Origin of the sequence: Tenuifilum thalassicum (assembly GCF_013265555.1) — a bacterium.
Classification (GTDB): domain Bacteria; phylum Bacteroidota; class Bacteroidia; order Bacteroidales; family Tenuifilaceae; genus Tenuifilum; species Tenuifilum thalassicum.
The window spans coordinates 1264330-1281641 of the sequence record NZ_CP041345.1 but is presented as its reverse complement, the minus strand read 5'-3'; the positions used below and the strand labels follow the sequence as shown (position 1 = coordinate 1281641).

The window sequence follows — 17312 nt, the reverse complement described above, 5'->3', positions numbered from 1 at the left end:
ATAATCAATAGCAAAAATGTTAACTTTGCTTGTTCGTACATGAAAACTATATACTTATGAGAAAGTTTGTTATATTCCTAGTAGCATTATGTTCATTTGGTTACTTCAACGCATTTGGTCAGAAAGGCTACCGAATAGAGGTTAAAATTGATGGGCTAACCGAAGGGGAATTGCTGTTAGGCTATCACTTTGGTGAAAAGAAATACGTAAAAGACACTGCAAAAGTAAACTCAAATGGGATTGCCATTTTTGAGGGCGATACTCTTCTGCCTGGTGGAATTTACCTGGTTATCCTTCCTGAAAAAAACTATTTTGAGGTTCTTGTTGATAAGAACCAGCAGTTTTCAGCATTTACAAAGAAAGACAACTTGCTTGAAAACTTAGAGTTTAAAAATTCTTCTATTAATAAAGGTTTTATAGACTATCAGCGTTTCATGATTGAAATGCAAAAGCAGAGCAAGGAACTCTCCGAACAGCTAAAAGAAGCGCTTTCGGATTCTGTAAAATCGGAGGAGATACGTCAGAAAATGAATGCGCTCAACGACAAGGTTATGGCATATTGGGATGATATTGAGAGCAAATACAAAGGAACTCTTTTAGCATCGATTATTCGAGCCATGCGAAATGTTGATGTTCCCAAGCACAACATCCCTCCCGATTCGCCAAAGCACGATTCGCTTGTTTGGGCACATAACTATAATTTTTACAGACATCACTATTTTGACAACATCGACTTTTCTGATGCTCGATTACTTAGAACTCCGATACTCGAAAGTAAAATTAACAGCTATTTCGATAGAGTTTTACTACCACTGCCCGATAGTATAATTCCTGCTGCATTTGATTTGATTGAGAAAGCAAGGGCAAACAAAGAGATGTTCCAGTATGTTCTTTCTACTCTTACAAACAAGTTTCAAACTTCCGACAGGATGGGGATGGATGGTGTTTTTGTAGCAATTGCTGAAAAGTACTACTTGGCAGGTCAGGCTTGGTGGGCCGACCAAAAGTTGATTGATAAAATAGCTGAACGCGTAAAAGCCATCAAGCCAAATATTATTGGAAACATTGCCCCCGACCTTTGGCTTCCAAACCCCAATAGTAAATATTTCAGGTTAAGTGATATTAACGCTAAAATTACTGTAGTTTACTTTTGGGATCCAGAATGTAGCCATTGTAAGAAAGAGACTCCAAAACTTAAAACAGTTTACGAAAAATTCAAAGATAAAGGATTTGAGGTTTACGCAGTTTATACCCAGGGCGATCAGCCCAAATGGATGGAGTATATTGAGAAGAATCAGCTCCCATGGATAAACGTTTGGGACCCAACCCGTAGTTCAAACTTCAGAAATCTATACGACATTTATGCAACACCAGTTATTTACGTTTTAGACAAAAACAAGAAAATTTTGGCTAAACGAATAAGTGTTGAAACATTGGAAAAGATTTTGGCAGAAGAGCTGAATAAGTAGCAAAGAATTATAGGAGCCTCCTGGGCTCCTTTTTCATTTCTGATTTACAAATTCAACCTTATAAAGTTCTCAGAGGAAAGATAACTGCTTAATACAAAACAGGCTTTATTGCCAAAATCATTATTGTCCAACATCTTGCAACTACACAACTACTCGTTTATTTCCTTTTTAGTACCTTTGTAGCGAAAAACCAGGAGTATGAGAATTGATATTATTACTGTTCTACCAGAACTAATTGAGAGTCCGCTAAACCATTCAATTATAAAACGAGCCCAAAACAAGGGGCTTGTAAGCATACATATTCACCACCTACGTGATTACACTACAAATAAACACCGAACAGTTGATGACTATGCCTACGGTCCAGATGCAGGAATGGTGCTTATGATTGAACCCATATTTAAGGTTATAGAAAAGCTAAAAAGCGAACGCCATTATGATGAGATTATCTACACCTCACCCGATGGTGAGCCATATAAACAATCAACTGCAAACTACTTGAGCACAACAGAGAATATTATTATTTTATGTGGCCATTATAAAGGAGTAGATCAAAGAGTTAGAGAGCATCTGATTACTCGAGAAATTTCAATTGGCGATTACGTACTTTCGGGTGGAGAACTAGCAGCTGCAATAATTGTTGACAGCGTTGTACGTTTGGTTCCAGGTGTGCTTTCCGATGAAACCTCTGCCCTAACCGATTCGTTTCAAGATGGTCTGCTTGCACCGCCAGTTTATACAAGGCCAGCAGAGTTTAATGGATGGAAAGTGCCAGATATTTTGCTCTCGGGCAACTTTAAGGAGATTGAAAAATGGCAAATGGAACAGGCCATTGAACGCACCAAGCGTTTACGTCCTAATCTGCTTAAAGACGAGTAACCCTATCTTAAAATCTTTCTTACGAAGGCAACCGTAAAATACGCCATAAGGAAAACGCCCATAAACCCCTCAGAACCAGCTACAATACGAGCAAAACCATCGGGAGAAAAATCACCATAACCAATTGTAAAAAAGGTTACAACGCTAAAATAGAAAGCACGTGGAACAAGTCCCAACGATTCAACCGCACTTGACGACGCTACAACATGCCCTACCCCAGATACCATAATCAGAATATAAAGAAAGCTGTAAAATAAATAGATAAAAAAGATGCTGATTAATACACGCTTGGGCGATGTAGCATATAAACCCATATAGTCAAACAGCAACATTTTCAAAAAGTAGTAAGTTGTATTGGTAATCCTTTTAAGTAAATTGCCTGAAGCTTTACTACGTGACGATCTGAGCTCGCACCGTTTAAACTCAACATAAGCTTTATCCTCCTCATCGTAACGCCCAAGTGCATTAAAGTTTTCTTTAAGAATCCTGAACTGTTCAGCTTTTTCAACAATGCTTGTATCTGCTTGCGAATATATCAAATTAGAAACCTGGTTAGCATTCCAATCAATGTAAAGCTGACCTAACAAACGAACACCTGCCAGGTTCAAGCTTTTTATTTCGGGGGGCTTGCCATGTGTATAAAATTCAAAAATATCTCTGATCGTACATCCAGCAAGAGATATCTCATCGCACTTTTGAACATGCAAATTTACCGATGCATTAAACTGGCATTCCCTAAATAACAACTTCCCGATTTTAGCTTCGCTAAAGCTGACACTATTATTAAAAGTTGAGCGTTCAAAAAGCACCTCGGTCCCAAACCCTTGGTATAGGTCAAAAATCAGATATGAATTCCCAAAATCGACCCGTTTAAGGGAAAGTTTTCCCTTTTGAACCTCTGCTCCTTCAAAATTGATCTCCCCATCAATAAAAGTGGATCGATTAAACGATGTTCTACCAGCCCCAAACTCAACTGCACGAAAATCGACACGCCCGCTTCCAAAATCAACCCTTTCAAACGAAACACCACTATTTCCAAATCGGGCATAGTGAAAATCAACCTTTCCTACGCCAAAACGAGATACACGAAAATCGACATCCTGGGAGTTAAACTCGGTGTTTATAAACGAAACATCGCCACTGCTAAACTCAACATTAGTAAAAATCACTTCATTTGCACCAAAAAAGGAATCCTGAAAGTCCTTAAAACCTTCATCAAAAGTAGAATTCTTAAATGACGCACGTTCACCCTCAAACCTCACCTGGGTAACATTTGCCTTTGATGCTTTTATATAGCTGTTTGTTAAACGAAATTGAGTGCCATAACTTGATAGGTGAAAATCAAGGAGTTCTGCTACTATATATGATTCATCTATTATGAAATCGCCAGAGAAATGAGCAAAAGAGAAATCGACACTTATTGAAGAATGAAAAAAAGAATTCTTTGCCGAGAAACCTGCAATTGGGATAGGTTGACTTTTATCGATTTGCAAGTAACGCTTACATGCAAGGGTCGAAAATCCAAAAATATAACAGAAGTCGAGGTTTACAGGTTTCATTTGTCCAATGCTTTCATAAACCTCGGATAAATCGGGGACTCCAAGGTTCAGAGTTGTGATTAATCCCCCTTTACCATTAAAAAGTTCCAATTTGGCTGTCTGTTTGGTAGAAAAGCCATCGGAACGGATAAAGGGTCTATCGATAATCTCAACCTTAAATGAGTCAAACGAGTAAGCCATAAATAAAAAATTTTACTAAAGTTAAGATAAAATTATAAGATGAGGAATTAGATTGTACGAATCTGAGAAATCAGAGAGAATTAGACGGGACGAAAGGGATTGAACTATAAAAAATGAAGTAATTTCTGAATTTAAAGCGTTAATCTTAACCTACACCGGGGTGTCCTTTTTAGAGTTTTTATAATTATTTAAGTATTGTTTTAATTGATATACAATACGTTGCATAAGCAACACTTACATTGGAGAGCATTTTTTTGAATACAAAATTTATCACTGTGCAACCCAGTGATTACTTGCATGTCGAATCCCAATATTATAAAGAAAAATCAACCACTAAAACACCTTGATAACAAGAACTCTAGCAATTTTAGCGGCTTTGTTTTCTAGTGAACGGTTTTCATCGATACCAACATGAACTGTACTATCAGGTATCAAAGTAACAGAATCACTATTTACGATGAGTTCTAGTTCACCTTCTAGAAGGTAAAAAACAACCTCAAAGGGGTTTGAATGCATGGGAATTTTCTCGCCAGGCTTTAGAGTAAGATGAACCATCTCTACCTTTTGGCTGGAGAACATAATTCGACCATCGAGGTCGAATGGCACACGCGGTGCATCGGATAAGCTAGTAAGTTTCAGCATAAGTTAATATTTTTTTAACCTCCATAAACATGAATGCTCTGCATAGCCGATGGTAAATATTTTATTCCCAACCAAGTTACAAGCAATACAACAAATGAGATAACAAGTAAGTTTGATAATAATTTCTTTTTATATGGTAAAAATTTTTGCACGTGAATAACAATCAAATAAAATAGCCACGTTAAAAGCGCCCAAGTCTCTTTGGGGTCCCAAGCCCAATAATCGCCCCAAGCAATCTTTGCCCAAAACGCTCCTAATAGCATACCAACTGTTAGAAATGCAAATCCTGGATAAACCAAATTCATTGCAGGGATTAAATAGTTATTATAATCTGATTTTGTGAATAATCCAGCAATCACTGATAAACTTGAGGCAGCAAGAATAGCATAGGCAATCATATAAACAACAACATGAGGGACAAACCAGCTACTCTGTAGCGCAGGCATCAAATATTTCCCATGATATTCAGGATGCAATATATCTACAATCAAGAAAACAGTCGACATAAATAATCCAAGGCTAAACAGTATTTTATTTTTATAAACTTTAAACAATCCAAGGCTTACAAGGCTTACAAGGAAGGAATACCACAAACGTGTTTCAGCCATTGTTCTCATAGGAGGGCGATCAATATCAATCCAGTAAAATATAATAAAAATTGATAGCAGTAAAGTTCCAACTACTCCCAACAGAAAAGAAATGCCCTTTTTGTTTATTTTTTTAAGCAAAAGTATTATTGCCAATAACCATAATACTATTGAAATAATTGCAGTAGGAACAAAAAAATTCCAGATCATTTTATTTAGTTTTAAACGACTGTGTGAAAAGAAGTAAAGAAACACCAATAATCATCAAAACAAACCCAAAATAAACTGCATACATCCATGGATCTTTTACAACCCTAAAACCACTATAAGAGGATTCGTTCCCAGCCAAGTTATCATATGAATGTTGATATACCCACCATCCATCAATAATAAAAGGCTTATTTACTTCAACCCTTGCGACCTTTACTGACTCAGAAACTTTAGAATACACCTTAATTGATGAGCCAAAATATTTTGGTTCTGGTGGTAAGAGTTTTAAATTACGCCCGTCAGGTAAATTTATATGATGAGCATTACTAACTTTTGATGGGGTTGATAGCCAGCCCTTTGTAATCAACAAATAGTTTTTATTAAAAACTTTAACATAAACGGCATGGGAAGAAAAGGGAACCCCACTAGCATTAATAAAGGCACTATCAACAAAAAATGCTTTGGGTAAGTATTTCTCAACCTGAACAATAATATTATCAATTAACACTTCAGGAGAACTAGATAAATCATACTCATTGTTAGAAGTAAATATCTCGTCAGATAGAATAGCTAGTTTTGGCTGGTAAAACTCAGCTGTAAAATCCAACAATTCAATGGCAATTGGCAACTCTACTTTTATCCCCTTGTCATTATTACCGTACCAAACAAGATCACCACGATTTACAATCATTACTGCTTCCTGCTTATCGGGAGCACCAAAAAAACCAGCAGCAAGACAGAACCAAAGACCAAAATGATTAAGAAAAAACACAAAATTTTTCCATGAGATAGGGAATAAACGCGAAATTGTAGCAAACCCCAGTGTTAGTAGTAAAAAGATGAAAGAGAAAAAGAAGACCCATGAATTTAGTAGACTCGAGAATATACCCAAATGACTATGATGATTCGATTGTGGGATTATCCCGATTAATAAAACAACAAAAACAAAGTATGTTATTGCTGGGATTGCTGAATTTACCGACGAAAGCCATTTAACAATACTATTTGACCTGAAAAAAAAACTTGTTAAAAAAATGAAAATACCAAAGCCTATTAAAAAATAAAGACTATTAGGGAAATGTGGTTTACTAACATTTGAAAAAGGAAAAATAATTTCTAACCCAAAGGAAACAAGTAAAAGGCCAAAAGCTATAATAAAACCTTCAGAAAACCCCCATGGAATAGTCCACAAGGGTTTTCGGCTTATATTACTATCCATAAAAAATTTACATTATTCGTTTAGGCAAAGGCATAGCATTTTCTCTTTCCTTAGCCATTTCAAGCCATTTAGGTAATTTAGTTTTTTTCCACTCCTCTTTTTCTGCCCTCAACTTTTTTAGATCAATTCCAACATATGCTTGAGCCTTTTCCTTAGTGCTAATATCAGGCATAGGCACAGAATCCAAATGACCAAGTTTGGCTAGAACACGTGAAAGTTCAAGGCGCGCTTCTGAAGCTTTGCTAATACCATCAGCAACAATACGTAAACTTTCTATAGGAGCATGGAAAGAAGCTCCATGGCTGGCAGCAACAAAATCCCAACGCCATTGAGCCTGACGTATAAGTTTTAAAACAGGCTGCATCATCTCACTGGTGGCACCATGCTCCCAAGCATACTTTGCTTCGATATGTGCCTTAACAAGTATATCTTCTAGTAAAATCTTCTGTTGAGTTACACGGTCTTGTCTGTCGTAAACATTTCTTATGAGCTCTTCCTTGCTTTGTTTATGGCAAACCATACAAGAAGCCTCCATGTTATTCAAAGGGCTTTGAACTTTATGATCGGTAATTTTCTGGCTACCCTCAGTAACATAAGGCATATGACAATCGGCACAAGATACACCCCGCTGATAGTGTATTGAGTGTTGGAATAATTCAAAGTCTGGATGTTGAGCTTTAATAATGGGCGTTTTGCTTAGAGGGTGAATCCAATCTGCAAAGTCGTACTCATCATAATACTTTTCAATATCCTCCATGTTAAGCCCCTTATCCCAAGGAAATGTTACATACTTGCTTTCGCCCTTGAAATAGTATTCAACATGGCACTGAGCACAAACAAGCGTACGCATTTCATTAAGCGAGGATGCGGTTAAATCTTTCCCTTTTCTTTGGTATGCTTCTTTTAATGGAAGTTGAAACAACCTTAAGGTCATATCTTTGGGATTGTGGCAATTAGCACAACCAATAGGATTAACAATTTCAGAAAGCATCGAGGACCACTTCGATTTATAAAAATCTGCAGGATCCATTTTCGACATCACTCTAGCAACATCAGGGCTTTTGCAAGTCCAACAGCTAGAAGTCATAGGACCATCATTTTCATCAACTGGAGTCCCTGTTCGTAATGTATTATGGACATCGCTAACTGCATAGATATGGCCCCGAGCTTGATTAAAATCTTTAGAGAATGCATAACCTGCAAAAAGGATAACCAATCGAGGATCTTCCTCTAGTAGGTCACGAAAAGCACTTCCACCGTATTTTGATCTAAAATTAGTATCGGACATTTGAGCATATGTTTGATACTCACGTGGGAATGCCATTCCCCACGCCTCATTTCGAGGTTCAAATTCCGCTATTTCATATCGTGGAGTATTAAGTATGTTAGCCTCAGTCCGACGTTGAACAATACTTGCAGCAAGTAGTCCAAGCACAAACACTATGGCCATTGTTCCAATAAAAAGCGCCCATCCTATCCAAGGACGTTTGGCAATTTTTTCGCTAAGTGGCGTTTTCATACTTATATGTTGTTTAGAGTTTACTTAATTAATTTTTTTAGCCAGGCAGGAGTATCAGTTTTAGGAACTGGTGCTGTTCCAAATGGAGTTGCAGATAAACTTTTTACGGTACCATGTGGAACCTCACGATGGCAATCCCAACATCGCTTGCCATTACCTTCTAGTATATCATCTATATCAACATTGGCTTTAACCATTGCCGTTAAGTTTCCATGACACCGAATGCAGTTCTCTTGAACCACACCCTGGCCAGGTTTTAACATTTTAATTGTTTGAGAATAAGTATTTAAAGTAAATATTGTAGCATGTCTAAGTCCATCGTTTGCTTTAAAATAATACTTGCGAAAAACATTGTCATGTGGCACATGGCAGTCGTTACATGTAGCATGTTCACGATGCGAAGAATGATGCCAAGTCACATACTGAGTCCGCATAATATGGCAATTTACACATGTTGCAGGTTCATCGGATAGATATGACCATGCTCTTGATGTGTAAAATGCAAAAAGCCCTGTTCCCATGAAAATTCCTGCCACAATTATTACAGGAACCTTCCATTTTTGGGGAGGCGTTACAAATTTTATTATTTTATTTAATAAAGTAAGCATAAGTATGGGTTATTATGCGAATATAGTTAAGCTAACATTTAGAATCAAGATAAATAATCATGCTTTAAAAGATCTCCTGATAAACCACATAACAAAACCAGTTATTGAGACAAGGGCAAGAGCTAGTCCGGTAAAAGGAACAATGAGTATGTAAAAATCGCCTAAAATGGCAGAGAAATATCTACCTGTATGAAATTCTTGTGCTAAGTTCCACAATGGGAAACGATACGATTTTTCAATAATTGTAGGCATCTTTATTAATTCTGTGCTGTTGTTTACACCCATTATTCCCGAATTATAATCAAAAACATATTCACCTGAGCTAAGTTTTGCATAACCAGAGACCAAAATATCGCCAACAGGCCTACTTAGTCCACTAACAGGCTTATATGGGGACCCATCCATGTAGTTAATCACATCTCCTGAATCAGGATTCCAAAGGAATAAGCCAGTAAAACTTCCAATTAAAATATTTCCGCTTGGAACTGGTTCCATCACATTAATTCCCATAACACTTACAGGCGGTTGGTGCGAGAATTTCACCAAGGGCTCATCTAAATTTTTACAATAGTAAAGCCCATCGGATGTAGCAAGAATGAAGATATTTCGGTTTTGGTCGAAACGCAAATCTCTAATTTTGTCGTGCCAGTAGGCCGAATGCTCAAAATTATCGCCCCTATCAATTTTGCTGTTTGCAATGGCAACAAGAAATGGCGGCCTCAAAAAGATACCTGTTATTCCTGAAATAACCAAGAATAGAGCCGAGATTGCTCCAATTTTCAGATGCCATTTAAAGGAAAAACGTGTTGTTGATTTGAGTAGCTGAAACTTTACTTTCTTATAAAGTCGCTTAATGATTTTGGGTGCAAGGAAATATATAAACCCCGTGATGCTTAAAAAAATCATTATGAGTCCAACTATATCGGCTAAAATTCTTCCAAAATCACCTAAAACCTCACCACTGTGTGTTATCCAGAAAACCCTAAAAAGTCCTATTGAATTTTTAGCTCCTAAAGGCGGAATTAAATCAACTCTAGATAAAGATTGATTACTACGGTTAAGAGCGTATAAACTATTGCGAGTGGTAATATAAAGCGATGAATCTACCAGTTCAATTGAAGTGGCAAACTCATCGTTATCGGGCAATGCCAGTTTAACCCATGAAGGTGCATTTATAGGTAAGTAGTATAACCCAAACCGAGTGGCAGCATACCAACCCCAGGGTGTAACCTGAAAATCAAAGATTTTTCGATAATCACTACCATTAGGTATACCCTCCATTTTTGGCTGCCAAGAATTAAATTGAGTATTGGTAAGCCAAATCCCAGCCCCGCCATAAATTATTATTGAATCGGTTCCACAAGCTGCAGCCCCTTTTACAGATGCCAAATTCCAATTTGATAGTTTATATGAGCTAGGTAGATAATCTCGATTTATATCGACAGATGCAATGAACCTCCTATGGTTCATCAAAATGCCAGTTACAGCAAAGATCAAAAAAAACAACGAAAAGACTAAAGATGGCCACTTGTGATATTTTTTAAAGGCCTTGTAAATAGACATCCTGAAAAACTTTATAAGTCGAGTTTTTTCAATAGCACATTTTGCGAAACATAGATAATAAAAGAAGATTTATTCTTTAATCATGGTAAGCACCATTTTAAACTGTTCGGTTGCCTGTAGGGCATGGGGAACATTTGCAGGCATAATTATAGTTTCTCCAGCAACTAAATCGTGAGGTATGCCACCAATAATAATACGTGCTTTGCCCTCTATAACCTGAACCATTGCATCGAAGGGTGCAGTGTGCTCGCTTAAACCCTCGCCTTTATCAAAGGCAAACAACGATATGTTTCCAGTTGGGCGTTTTAAAACATTCTTACTCACAATTCCGCCACTACTGTAATCAACCTCGTTAACAAAGCTGAACTTTTGTCCTTTTGGAAATTCGTTAGTCATACTCTTTTGATTTTTGTTAAAGTTAAGAAAAATGCCTGGCTGGCAAATTACCAGCCAGACAATTAATACTATCCAACCATTAGCTTTATATCTTCATCAACATTGGTAATTCCACCAATTCCGAAGTTCTCAACCAACACCTTAGCCACGTTAGGCGAAAGGAATGCTGGTAGAGTTGGGCCTAAATGGATGTTCTTCACACCAAGGTAAAGAAGGGCAAGGAGAACAATAACAGCCTTTTGCTCGTACCATGCAATGTTGTAGGCAATTGGTAACTCGTTAATATCGTTAAGCTGGAAAATCTCCTTTAGCTTAAGGGCAATAACTGCCAACGAGTATGAGTCGTTACACTGGCCAGCATCGAGTACACGTGGAATACCGCCTATATCGCCAAGAGGTAGCTTGTTGTAGCGATACTTAGCACATCCTGCGGTAAGAATAACGGTATCGTTAGGAAGTTTTTGGGCGAACTCGGTGTAGTAGTTACGGTCCTTCATACGGCCATCGCAACCAGCCATTACAATGAATTTACGGATAGCCCCAGATTTAACAGCATCAACAACCTTGTCGGCCAGTGCAAACACCTGTTCATGGGCAAAACCACCAACAATCTCACCTTTCTCAATTTCTACAGGTGGCTTGCAACGTTTTGCATGTTCAATAATAGCGCTGAAATCTTTGGGTTTCCCATTTTCCCTGTCGGGAATATGGGTTGCACCTTCTAAACCGGCTGCACCGGTTGTATAGATTCTATCCTTGTAGCTGGCATTTGCAAGTGGTGGAACTATACAGTTTGTGGTGAAAAGGATAGGCCCGTTGAACGATTCGAAATCTTCGCGTTGGTGCCACCAGCTGCTACCATAGTTACCCACAAAGTGCTTGTACTTTTTGAAAGCAGGGTAATAGTTTGCAGGTAGCATCTCGCTGTGAGTATAAACATCAACACCTGTTCCTTCGGTTTGTGCCAGAAGCTCTTCCATGTCCTTAAGGTCGTGACCACTAATCAGGATGCCAGGATTATTTCGAACACCCAGGTTAACTTTGGTAATCTCTGGGTTACCATAGTTAGTGGTATTTGCTTTATCGAGAAGCGCCATGGTTTGAACACCGTACTTACCTGTTTCAAGGGTGAGAGCTACAAGCTCATCAACACTTAAATCGCGTGTAATGTCGGCCATGGTTTTCTGCATGAAAGCGTAAACCTCTGTATCCTCAAAACCAAGGTTATAAGCATGCTCAGCGTATGCAGCCATACCTTTTACACCATAAGTAATAAGCTCTTTCAACGAACGGATATCCTCATTCGACTCTCTAAGAACGCCCACAGTAGTTGATTTTGCTTCATACTCCTCAGGTTTGCCCTCCCAGGTGCAACCCTCAAAAGAGGTATCAACATTAACGCCCTGTTTGGCAGCCTCATCGCGAAGCATGTTACGAACCTCAATAGCTCTAGTTACCCTACGTGTAATAGCCGCTTTATCAAAATTGGCATTTGTAATAGTTGTGAATAGGCTATCAAACACAAACTTGTTAACCATAGGGTTTTCATATCCTTTTTGCTCACGCAAAGCGCTACTATAAACACAGATTCCTTTAGTTACAAAAAGAAGTAGGTCCATCATGTTAGAAAGGTCATCGGATTTTCCGCATACGCCTTTCAATGTGCAACCAGTACCTTTGGCTGCTTCCTGACATTGATAACAAAACATGCTCATAATTGAAAAGTTTTTAATAAAAAGTTAGTAGTTAAATTGATTATTATCTGATAATTGAATTCATCTTGTTAAACCCAAGCCGTTTCAAGTATATCACCCTGAATACCAACAGTAATCATCTTAATTGGTACTTTACGAGTAGCTCTTTCCATGGCCATACGTGCAATTTGTAAAAGTCCACCGCAGCAAGGAACCTCCATTTTCATTACGGTAATGGTGTCGATCTGTGCATCATCAATAAGAGCAGTAATCTTTTCGATATATGATTCCTTGTTGCTATCAAGTTTTGGGCAAGCTATGGCCAATGTTTTACCTTTCAGGTATTGGCTGTGAAAATTCCCTAAACTAAAGGCAACACAGTCGGCAGCAAGTAATAGGTTTGAACCTCGAAAATGTCCCGAATGTGGATTGATAAGATGTAGCTGTACAGGCCAATGGGTAAGCTCCGATTTGCCCGTTACCATGCTATCGGTATTGCTATTGGTTTGAGCAAACTGACGAGCAGCAGAACCGGGACACCCACCGCCATGATGGTGCATGGCTTGAGGTTTTACTTTTGGTTCTGGCTGGTTTGAACCGCACCCGCAAGACTCCTTTGAGTGATTGTGAACAGCTTGCAGAACCTCATCAACGCTAAATGATAGGTTATCTTTATTTGCAAGAAGCCACTCAACACCCTGGCGAAGGTACTCCTTCTCGTTGTAATCCTTCAAATGCTTCAAGTGAGCAATAACAGTATTTTTACCATTGGCCACCATTTTGCTAATGGTATGAACCTCATCGTATGGCTCAGCCTCGCGATGCTCAATGGTTATAGCACCCTCGGGACATTCTCCAATGCAAGCACCTAGCCCATCGCACATTAGCTCGCTAATTAGAACGGCCTTTCCATCGATTAGCTGAAGAGCACCTTCGTGGCACCCGCTAACACAAAGCCCGCATCCGTTGCACTTATCCCTGTCAATTGTAATAATGTCGCGTTTCATATCATTTAGTATTTGTTGTTTTCAAATTGGGTTGATTAATTTTTCTGATACAAAAGTAGATTACCCACACTCCACAAATTGTAACATATGTTACAATTTGTGCAGATTTTTAGTGGATTTAGGTTGATATTTATCAATTTGTTTAAACTTATTCTAAATAGCAATATTGGCTTAGCTGATGGAATATTGGGAAATATATAGAAGGAATAAAAAGTTTTCAGGACATTAAAGGAAGTTAGGGGAAATTAAAAGAATGAATCGGAATGATTCGGAAATATTCGGAAGGATTCAGAAGAACCGTGTTTAGTTTATAGCTTCTGGTGTTTCGATTTTTTTTGACCTCTCCCCCTGCCCCTCTCCTGAAAAGGAGAGGGGAATACAGATAGTGTTATCTAACTTAAAAATTAGGTCTCCCCTCTCAGGGGAGGTTTGGAGGGGTCCTTGGAAGGAAGAAGGATTCGGAATGATTCGGAAACATTCGGAATGTATCGGAAGTTCATATGACAATTCTTAAATCCGTCAACGCAGGACAAATCTTGGATCCGTCAATGCCGGACAATTCTTAAATCCGTCAACGCCGGACAAGTCTTGAATCCGTTAATGCCGGACAAGTCTTGAATCTGAAATCTTGAATTAATGTCATGCTGAGCCTGCCGAGGCCACGTTTGTTTTTCCCTTCTTTTGCCTTGATGCAAAAGAAGCAAAAGATCAAGGCTCAAAAGCCCTACCCGATGGGTACCCCGAGAGTGTCTCTGCGTGCGCGACACAACTCGCCCCGCCTGTGGCGTGGTTCAGACAGTGTCGCTTGCACAGGCCCCTATCTACGATCTGCTCCCGACCCATTGCCGGGTCGGGCTTTTAGGCCAAAGGGATAGCGCCTGGTGCAGGTTAGCTGCCCAAAAGTGCAAAGTATATAGTCCTTTCTGGCGATAGAAGGGTAGGCACGGTTCCCTGCAGCTAATTTTAAGCTGCTGCTGCCAACAGGCATCCCTCTTCTTTTGCCTTGATGCAAAAGAAGCATAAGATCAAGGCTCAAAAGCCCTGCCCGATGAGTACCCCGAGAGCGTCTCTGCATGCGCGACACAACTCGCCCCGCCTGCGGCGTGGCTCAGACAGTGTCGCTTGCACAGGCCCCTATCTACGATCCGCTCCCGACCCATTGCCGGGTCGGGCTTTTAGGCCAAAGGGGGCAGTGGCTGGTGCAGGTTAGCTGTACAAAAGTGCAAAGTACCTGGTCCTTCCTGGCGATAGGAGGGTAGGCGATCAATTCTTGATGATTAGCCAAATTGCTTGCTGAAGGGCATAAAGCCCATCAGCGAAGCGCTGGTGATGGGTTTCGGCTGTGGGAGATTATATAAGTTGGTAAACAAAGAAACTTAATAATACAACTTATTTCATATTGATGTCTTCTTTTCTTATCCATCCTTGCTTATAATCATCGCTATATTCAATTCTTAACCACTTGCCCTTTTCTTCTAAAATAACTATCACATCTCCTTTTTTCAATTTTTCTAAGGTTTTATTCTTTTTTTCATCATATAAAGTAATTTCATCTTTTTCTATTTCTGCAACTTCTAAATCTAAATATTCTTTTGTGTAATCTCTATTATCAATCTTTCCTCGATAGTATATTTTTTTTAGGGCTTTATATGGAAGCTTTTTTATTTTAATATATTCAAATAATTTACCACCATTAATTGATAATGTTGTGCCATCGCATTCGTAATAGGAAGGAATTATGCAAAATGATTTATTAATATTTCCATCATCTGCTATGTCTTTTTATCAATAATTTCAGTATAATGCAACCCTTCCTCTTTTAAACTGTCAATATTAAAAGAAATCAATTCATTTTCTTCAGTGACTAAATTCTGAAAGCCGATCATCATATCAAAAAGTGTAAAATCTAAACTATCAGAAGGCTCATACGTAAATTCTAAACAATTCTTGTCTTTTACTATTTTAAAGATACTTTTTTCATCATTAATGTAACAATGCCAGATACCTTGCATCAATGAAAGTCTAGTACCTTCATAAACTAGTGCATGCAATCCTGTAATGTTGCATAGAAGAAGTATTATAACTATGTTTTTCATCTCTCGTTTATTTTAAATTATTCACTGCCGAATTGGTTAAATTTTTTCTGTAGGTAATTCCGTTATCTCCGCCGTTTACTTTTTTCCCGATCTTCTCCACTATTGTTGGAGATGTTCCTTTATCAGCAATTTCATTTAATCCTTTATACTTCCAATAAATCATTGCTGCTTTTATAGCTATTTCCACATCAGTTTCTAACAAATTTATATCTTTTCCATGAAACTCTTTTTTATCATCAGGATAAATTTTGTTCCATTCATTGGACAAAACTTTATAGTTGTCTTTTCCTGTCAAATGTATGAAGCCTCTTCCCATGTATGTTGAGCCATCTCGAGAACTTTTTGGACCATTGCCCATTCGGCAACCATACCAGTAATCAAATATAACTGTCCCGTTATAGCTCGACTTTATATTATATAAAGAATCGAATTTAAGCCATGTCCAAGTACAACCATTACCATCGAATGGCACAGGTATGCATGAGTCACAGTCACCATGCCCTGCAGCATTTTTAGGATCATCAGAGCATTTGGCCGAATTTATATCCAAACAATTATACCCTTCAACAAAATCGCAATATTTAAATGTTTTGCCAGTTGTTGATTTTGAGCTGTTTCTTAAATTCGGCTTTAAACAATTGTCATATATGTTTTTCTGTGTGTATCCAGGTATTTCTTTTAAATTCTTTAATTCTCCTGTTTCAGCTCCTATCTGCCCTAAAAAATGACTCATCCGATTAACGTTTACTATCCCAAACTCTTCTGAATATTTATTTATTGCCCTGGCTACTTGGCCCAACCTGGCAGTATCTGGATTATTTGCGAAAATGCTTTTCAACAGCTCTGTCGTTATTTCAAGTTTTTTCGTCCTTATAAAGAAATTGGTTGTAAATACCTTTTCACTTTCTACCTCTTTTTTATTCTTTAACGTTTTTACTTTTACCTTGCACGTGAGGGTATATTTCCCATTTGGAATAGAATCCAGCCGTATTTGTTTTATCTCATTGAATACTAAAGTGTCACAGCCGGTTTTGGGATAGGGCAGTTTGATATTATTTGGTTCTGTGGTGATTATAAGTTGAAATGCGACTTTAGTTTTAGAGGTATCTGCTGTTTCAAATTTTACTTTTACGGTTTTCGAGGTATCGCTATAAATAAACAATCTTTCTTTTCTGATAGCTGTATCACCCAAGAATACAACTGGCGTGCCCTTAAATTCAGAAGATAGCGCCCCCTCCTCCATACCGTCGAAGAGCCCAGTGGTGGACTGGGGGTTGTGGATGAGCTCCCATTGGATTTTGATTAGTGCTGTGTACCTATCGGCAAGCGCCGGGGAGGTTGGGTAGTCCATAAGGTTACCGGTTGTGCCTTTGGGTAGAATCACAAAATTTTTATCACTGAAGGTGTGGCGGATCTGGTGGAAGAATATGAGGAAGTTAGAGGAAGTTAAATAATGAAGTTAGAGGAAGTTAAAAGAATGATTCGGAATGATTCGGAACGATTCGGAAATAATCGGAAGGATTCGGAAGAACCGTGTTTAGTTTTTAGATTTTGGAGTTTCGAATTTTTTTGACCTCACCCCCTGCCCCTCTCCTGAAAAGGAGAGGGGAGTTAAGCCTCCCCTCTCAGGGGAGGTTTGGAGGGGTCCTTGGAAGGAAGAAGGATTCGGAATGATTCGGAAACA

The 17312-nt window shown here is 38.5% G+C and carries 15 protein-coding genes; 2 read left to right on the top strand and 13 right to left on the bottom strand.

Translation table 11 applies throughout. The features are described from left to right. Positions 1 to 56: 56 nt before the first annotated feature. Both FHG85_RS05290 and trmD read left to right on the top strand, forming a co-directional pair. The gene (locus FHG85_RS05290; RefSeq protein ID WP_173073708.1) at positions 57 to 1469 is read left to right on the top strand and encodes a TlpA family protein disulfide reductase; all 1413 of its coding nucleotides are present in this window, start codon (positions 57 to 59) and stop codon (positions 1467 to 1469) included. A gap of 198 nt (positions 1470 to 1667) precedes the next feature. Next, entirely contained in the window at positions 1668 to 2348 is a 681-nt protein-coding gene (gene trmD / locus FHG85_RS05285) for a tRNA (guanosine(37)-N1)-methyltransferase TrmD (protein ID WP_173073707.1), read from the top strand. A gap of 2 nt (positions 2349 to 2350) precedes the next feature. Here the strand turns inward: trmD and FHG85_RS05280 are convergent, their stop codons facing one another. The 13 genes from FHG85_RS05280 to FHG85_RS05225 form a co-directional block, all read right to left on the bottom strand. Beyond that, on the bottom strand, positions 2351 to 4087 hold the full coding sequence (locus FHG85_RS05280; RefSeq protein WP_173073706.1) for a potassium channel family protein: 1737 nt from the start codon (positions 4085 to 4087) through the stop codon (positions 2351 to 2353). A 333-nt stretch (positions 4088 to 4420) separates the two neighbouring features. Next, entirely contained in the window at positions 4421 to 4729 is a 309-nt protein-coding gene (locus FHG85_RS05275) for a cupin domain-containing protein (RefSeq protein ID WP_173073705.1), read from the bottom strand. A 14-nt stretch (positions 4730 to 4743) separates the two neighbouring features. Beyond that, on the bottom strand, positions 4744 to 5526 hold the full coding sequence (locus FHG85_RS05270) for a cytochrome c biogenesis protein (RefSeq protein WP_173073704.1): 783 nt from the start codon (positions 5524 to 5526) through the stop codon (positions 4744 to 4746). A 1-nt stretch (position 5527) separates the two neighbouring features. Then, entirely contained in the window at positions 5528 to 6298 is a 771-nt protein-coding gene (locus FHG85_RS05265) for a cytochrome c biogenesis protein ResB (protein ID WP_173073703.1), read from the bottom strand. A 454-nt stretch (positions 6299 to 6752) separates the two neighbouring features. Further along, positions 6753 to 8264, bottom strand: a complete 1512-nt coding sequence (gene nrfA, locus FHG85_RS05260; protein WP_173073701.1) for an ammonia-forming cytochrome c nitrite reductase — start codon at positions 8262 to 8264, stop codon at positions 6753 to 6755. A gap of 20 nt (positions 8265 to 8284) precedes the next feature. Then, positions 8285 to 8872 (bottom strand): cytochrome c nitrite reductase small subunit, encoded by a 588-nt coding sequence (nrfH, locus tag FHG85_RS05255; protein WP_173073699.1) that lies wholly within the window; start codon positions 8870 to 8872, stop codon positions 8285 to 8287. 57 nt (positions 8873 to 8929) lie between these two features. Then, the gene (locus tag FHG85_RS05250) at positions 8930 to 10435 is read right to left on the bottom strand and encodes a PepSY-associated TM helix domain-containing protein (RefSeq protein WP_173073697.1); all 1506 of its coding nucleotides are present in this window, start codon (positions 10433 to 10435) and stop codon (positions 8930 to 8932) included. 69 nt (positions 10436 to 10504) lie between these two features. Continuing rightward, the gene (locus tag FHG85_RS05245; protein ID WP_173073695.1) at positions 10505 to 10831 is read right to left on the bottom strand and encodes a cupin domain-containing protein; all 327 of its coding nucleotides are present in this window, start codon (positions 10829 to 10831) and stop codon (positions 10505 to 10507) included. Between the two features lie 68 nt (positions 10832 to 10899). Continuing rightward, on the bottom strand, positions 10900 to 12546 hold the full coding sequence (hcp, locus tag FHG85_RS05240) for a hydroxylamine reductase (RefSeq protein ID WP_173073693.1): 1647 nt from the start codon (positions 12544 to 12546) through the stop codon (positions 10900 to 10902). A gap of 68 nt (positions 12547 to 12614) precedes the next feature. Continuing rightward, positions 12615 to 13532 carry an ATP-binding protein gene (locus FHG85_RS05235; RefSeq protein WP_173073691.1) on the bottom strand — a complete coding sequence of 306 codons (918 nt, stop codon included), beginning with the start codon at positions 13530 to 13532 and terminating at the stop codon, positions 12615 to 12617. 1389 nt (positions 13533 to 14921) lie between these two features. Continuing rightward, positions 14922 to 15038, bottom strand: a complete 117-nt coding sequence (locus tag FHG85_RS13200; protein WP_220429238.1) for an SH3 domain-containing protein — start codon at positions 15036 to 15038, stop codon at positions 14922 to 14924. A 266-nt stretch (positions 15039 to 15304) separates the two neighbouring features. Continuing rightward, a complete protein-coding gene (locus FHG85_RS05230; RefSeq protein WP_173073689.1) occupies positions 15305 to 15628 on the bottom strand; it encodes a hypothetical protein in 324 nt (107 codons plus the stop codon). 7 nt (positions 15629 to 15635) lie between these two features. After that, complete coding sequence (locus FHG85_RS05225) at positions 15636 to 16979, bottom strand: glycoside hydrolase family 19 protein (RefSeq protein WP_173073687.1); 1344 nt, start codon at positions 16977 to 16979, stop codon at positions 15636 to 15638. Positions 16980 to 17312 lie beyond the last annotated feature (333 nt).

Excerpts from the sequence above, each read along its gene's own strand:
- FHG85_RS05230 (WP_173073689.1), bottom strand. The coding sequence starts at position 15,628 with ATGAAAAACATAGTTATAATACTTCTTCTATGCAACATTACAGGATTG.
- FHG85_RS05290 (WP_173073708.1), top strand. The coding sequence starts at position 57 with ATGAGAAAGTTTGTTATATTCCTAGTAGCATTATGTTCATTTGGTTAC.
- nrfA (WP_173073701.1), bottom strand. The coding sequence starts at position 8,264 with ATGAAAACGCCACTTAGCGAAAAAATTGCCAAACGTCCTTGGATAGGA.
- FHG85_RS05245 (WP_173073695.1), bottom strand. The coding sequence starts at position 10,831 with ATGACTAACGAATTTCCAAAAGGACAAAAGTTCAGCTTTGTTAACGAG.
- FHG85_RS05235 (WP_173073691.1), bottom strand. The coding sequence starts at position 13,532 with ATGAAACGCGACATTATTACAATTGACAGGGATAAGTGCAACGGATGC.
- FHG85_RS05225 (WP_173073687.1), bottom strand. The coding sequence starts at position 16,979 with ATGGACTACCCAACCTCCCCGGCGCTTGCCGATAGGTACACAGCACTA.
- FHG85_RS05270 (WP_173073704.1), bottom strand. The coding sequence starts at position 5,526 with ATGATCTGGAATTTTTTTGTTCCTACTGCAATTATTTCAATAGTATTA.
- FHG85_RS05275 (WP_173073705.1), bottom strand. The coding sequence starts at position 4,729 with ATGCTGAAACTTACTAGCTTATCCGATGCACCGCGTGTGCCATTCGAC.
- trmD (WP_173073707.1), top strand. The coding sequence starts at position 1,668 with ATGAGAATTGATATTATTACTGTTCTACCAGAACTAATTGAGAGTCCG.
- hcp (WP_173073693.1), bottom strand. The coding sequence starts at position 12,546 with ATGAGCATGTTTTGTTATCAATGTCAGGAAGCAGCCAAAGGTACTGGT.
- FHG85_RS05250 (WP_173073697.1), bottom strand. The coding sequence starts at position 10,435 with ATGTCTATTTACAAGGCCTTTAAAAAATATCACAAGTGGCCATCTTTA.
- FHG85_RS05280 (WP_173073706.1), bottom strand. The coding sequence starts at position 4,087 with ATGGCTTACTCGTTTGACTCATTTAAGGTTGAGATTATCGATAGACCC.
- nrfH (WP_173073699.1), bottom strand. The coding sequence starts at position 8,872 with ATGCTTACTTTATTAAATAAAATAATAAAATTTGTAACGCCTCCCCAA.